The 3,199-nt window shown below is 55.8% G+C and carries 7 protein-coding genes; 2 read left to right on the top strand and 5 right to left on the bottom strand.

Features of this window, described 5'->3' with window-relative positions; translation table 11 throughout:
- From QZ517_RS19880 to QZ517_RS19890, 3 genes are all read right to left on the bottom strand, one after another.
- The coding region (locus QZ517_RS19880; protein WP_294230755.1) for a biotin carboxylase N-terminal domain-containing protein at positions 1–283 on the bottom strand (283 nt) is incomplete at its 3' end.
- A gap of 9 nt (positions 284–292) precedes the next feature.
- Positions 293–790, bottom strand: a complete 498-nt coding sequence (accB, locus tag QZ517_RS19885; protein ID WP_294230758.1) for an acetyl-CoA carboxylase biotin carboxyl carrier protein — start codon at positions 788–790, stop codon at positions 293–295.
- Between the two features lie 148 nt (positions 791–938).
- A complete protein-coding gene (locus QZ517_RS19890) occupies positions 939–1,481 on the bottom strand; it encodes a LuxR C-terminal-related transcriptional regulator (protein ID WP_294230760.1) in 543 nt (180 codons plus the stop codon).
- A 63-nt stretch (positions 1,482–1,544) separates the two neighbouring features.
- On the opposite strand from QZ517_RS19890, the gene QZ517_RS19895 reads away from it, so the two are divergent.
- Complete coding sequence (locus QZ517_RS19895) at positions 1,545–1,667, top strand: hypothetical protein (protein WP_294230763.1); 123 nt, start codon at positions 1,545–1,547, stop codon at positions 1,665–1,667.
- A 227-nt stretch (positions 1,668–1,894) separates the two neighbouring features.
- Here the strand turns inward: QZ517_RS19895 and QZ517_RS19900 are convergent, their stop codons facing one another.
- Positions 1,895–2,542 (bottom strand): hypothetical protein, encoded by a 648-nt coding sequence (locus QZ517_RS19900; protein ID WP_294230768.1) that lies wholly within the window; start codon positions 2,540–2,542, stop codon positions 1,895–1,897.
- Between the two features lie 117 nt (positions 2,543–2,659).
- On the opposite strand from QZ517_RS19900, the gene QZ517_RS19905 reads away from it, so the two are divergent.
- On the top strand, positions 2,660–2,788 hold the full coding sequence (locus QZ517_RS19905) for a hypothetical protein (RefSeq protein ID WP_294230773.1): 129 nt from the start codon (positions 2,660–2,662) through the stop codon (positions 2,786–2,788).
- Between the two features lie 112 nt (positions 2,789–2,900).
- On the opposite strand, the gene QZ517_RS19910 is transcribed toward QZ517_RS19905, so the two are convergent.
- Positions 2,901–3,199 (bottom strand): CoA-transferase (locus tag QZ517_RS19910; RefSeq protein ID WP_294230774.1); only part of this gene is annotated, 299 nt, incomplete at its 5' end.

Here is a 3,199-nt window from a genome sequence, read left to right on the forward strand (position 1 = left end):
TGATCTGCACAAAGTTGGCGTTTTCTGACAGGAAGCCGTAGCCCGGGTGGATCGCTTGTGCGCCGGTGACTTCGCAGGCCGCAATGATTGCCGCCATGTTCAGATAGCTTTCGGTGCCCGGAGCCGGGCCGATGCAGATGGCCTCATCCGCCATGCGTACGTGCATCGCATCAGCATCAGCGGTGGAGTGCACCGCCACCGATTTGATGCCCATTTCGCGGCACGCACGGATTACGCGCAGGGCGATCTCTCCGCGGTTTGCGATCAGGATTTTGTCAAACATTGGACTGCCTTACTCGATGATCGCCAGGGGTGCGCCGTATTCTACGGTGTCGCCGTCGCCGACCAGAATGCGCTTCACGGTGCCGGATTTTGGTGCCGGGATGTGGTTCATGGTTTTCATCGCTTCCACGATCAGCAGCGTGTCACCTTCGGCCACGGTCTGGCCCACAGCAGCAAAGGCAGGCGCGCCAGGCTCTGGTGACAGATACACTGTGCCAACCATCGGTGAGGTCACAGCGCCAGGGTGGCTGGCTGGATCATCTTGGGATGTGGCGGCAGGTGCTGCCGCGGCGGGTGCCGCTGCGGCCACAGGAGCGGCGGCGGCTGGTGCGGCCATGGCAACGGGTGCAGCAGCAACCACTTGAGTCTGGCGGCTGACCCGCACATTCATGCTGTCATCTTCGCCATATTCGCGCATCACTTCCAGCTCTGTGAGGTCGTTTTCCCGCAGCAGCTCTGCCAAAGCAGAGATGAAGGCCACATCAGAATCGTGATTTTGTTTGCTCATTTTACGTTTCTATCCCCTACGCGCTTAAGCGCTGTTGAGTCTTATTGGTTTCCCCTGCGGCGCTTATAGAGAAAAAGCTGCCCCTAGGAAAGCTGAACTGGAGTTCAGATGGGGGGAAATGGGCGTGGTTTTTAGCCTTAAAACAGCCCTAAAGTGGCATTCCAGAGAGTTTGGCCACCAATTCCGCCAATTTTCGGGCGCCAAACTTGCGTAGAAGGCGGGCGCGGTACTCTTCCACGGTGCGATAAGACAGTTTCAGCTCGAGGCCAATTTCCTTGGAGGTCATACCGCGGCAGGTGAGGATGGCCACCTCGCGTTCGCGTTGTGTCAGCTCCACCACGGGGCGATCCTCAGAAAGGTCGGCAAACGACCAGACACTTTTTTGAAACGGATGGTCCGGCGAGGTCGACTGACCGCGCACTCGGCACCAGAACAATGTGCCATCCATGCGCTGCATCACCCGTTCGTCGCTGTAGCGCCCAGTGTTGCCCATGGTGGTGTAGACCTTTTCGCCTAGCTTCTGAAAATCCTCATCAGACGCGTAGAAATCTGCAATCGAGCGATTGGCGCAGGCGTCCGGCGTGGTGCCAAACATTTCGCCAAAGCGCAGGTTCACCTGCTGGATGATGCGGTTTTCGAGGATGCAAAGCCCGACAGGGGCGTGATCAAAGGCGAGAGCGTTTAGTTCCATGGGCGCAGTGATGGCACAGGTGCGGGGGAAGGGGAAGGGGAAGGGGAAGGGGGAGAGGGGGCAATGTCTGGTGGAGATGACGCGGTTCAAGCCGCCGAAGGATTTTGTGCAGGTGCGGCGCTTGTCGAAGACAGGCTATGGGAAGGTGTTGTGGAGATGTTGGGGGAGGGGGGAGGCAGCCGATAGTCATTTGAGAAATTTCGACCCGTAGCATCACTTTCCAAGCAGCGAATGGCCGCTTGGAGCCCAGAGCCGCCGCACTCATTTACGTTGCAAGCAGATGCTTTTTTTCAGTTAGGAGGCATCAGACGCGCGAGGCTTGATCAATGTGTGCAATGTTTCGCCAGAAGCTTTTGAGAATGTCCGAAGGACGGAGGCAATATTGATCATTCGACCGCTTCCGTCCTCGGGCGTTACGTTCCGCAGGTAGGAGAAACCGACCAGCGCTCGGTATGCGTGACTATGTCATAATTTATAGACCCGACGGGTACATCGCGCCCGTTTAGTTTGATTGCGCCGGACTTAAAAATCAGTTGTGCCCTATCGGGGAAATCGAAGACCGGCTCGAAATCAACTCGCGCCCATAGATGGGTGGCATTGAGGTCGTCGACCTGTTTCAAGCCGCCTCCGTAGGCGTATAGTTTACCGCGTCTACCTCCCTCATTCAAAACGATCCGAGAAGGATCGACACGTACCTCTTGTGGGCGGTCATGCGGTAAGCTCACTGCGTCGATCCGCAATTTTACTATCCGGGGATAATGTTGAACCGCGTGCTCGCCGGGGGAATAGGTATCGAGGGAAATCGTGAACCGCATGCCGCTCACGTCACGCTGAAGTTCCGTTTTCAACGGGTTTTGTAAGCAACTGTCGTCCGGAAAATCAACATTGCCGTCAGCAGGGTCAGGTACAAAGTTAGGAACAGGAACACTTGTTGTCCCGCAAGCCGCAAGAAGTAGGACAAAAGAGAAAATGAGAAAATTCAGAATTTTGGGTAAATTCATTTCGAAGTTCTTTCCTGGCAGGGCTACTATGCAATTGGCTTTACAAGAATGCTGGATCATCCAAATAACCTGTGATGATGCTACACGTTTCAAGACAATCCGCGAGTATGGAATTTCATCATTGTTCCTCTGCACGCAGTTGCTTTGCTTCCCAGCCTTTTCGAAATGGCGCGTCTAATGTGTTTTATTTCCGAGACTGTCATTAAACTGTCACCTGATCGCGACACTGAGGCACACGGCGGGAATGACCGCGAAGCTGTCGTTGGCAAAGGATGGCTTGCGCAGCGTATGGCGCTGCTTAAATGATGCCATCATCGCATAACACCCAAACTTCCGCCCGCGATAGGGCGCAGTCCCTGTAACGCAAAAAGCCCCGCCAAAACTGGCGAGGCTTTGTAATTTTCTCTGTGCGTCGCGCTTAGTTGACGATGGTCGCCTCGGTGGCGGCGCGCAGTTCGTCTTCGCTTACGCCATCGGCGCATTCGACAATTTTCAGGCCGCCTTCGACCACATCCAGCACACCAAGGTTGGTGATGATGCGATCCACCACGCCTTTGCCGGTCAGCGGCAGGGTGCAGTCTTTCAGCACTTTGGACACACCGTGCTTGTTGGCGTGATCCATCACAACCACCACGCGGCCAACACCGGCCACCAGATCCATCGCGCCGCCCATGCCTTTGACCAGCTTGCCGGGGATCATCCAGTTGGCCAGATCGC

The sequence above is a fragment of the uncultured Shimia sp. genome (assembly GCF_913054185.1).
GTDB lineage: Bacteria > Pseudomonadota > Alphaproteobacteria > Rhodobacterales > Rhodobacteraceae > Shimia.

Coding starts and splice junctions, on each gene's coding strand:
- QZ517_RS19890 (WP_294230760.1), bottom strand. CDS start 1,481: ATGGAACTAAACGCTCTCGCCTTTGATCACGCCCCTGTCGGGCTTTGC.
- QZ517_RS19895 (WP_294230763.1), top strand. CDS start 1,545: ATGTCTGGTGGAGATGACGCGGTTCAAGCCGCCGAAGGATTTTGTGCA.
- QZ517_RS19905 (WP_294230773.1), top strand. CDS start 2,660: ATGTGTTTTATTTCCGAGACTGTCATTAAACTGTCACCTGATCGCGAC.
- accB (WP_294230758.1), bottom strand. CDS start 790: ATGAGCAAACAAAATCACGATTCTGATGTGGCCTTCATCTCTGCTTTG.
- QZ517_RS19900 (WP_294230768.1), bottom strand. CDS start 2,542: ATGATCCAGCATTCTTGTAAAGCCAATTGCATAGTAGCCCTGCCAGGA.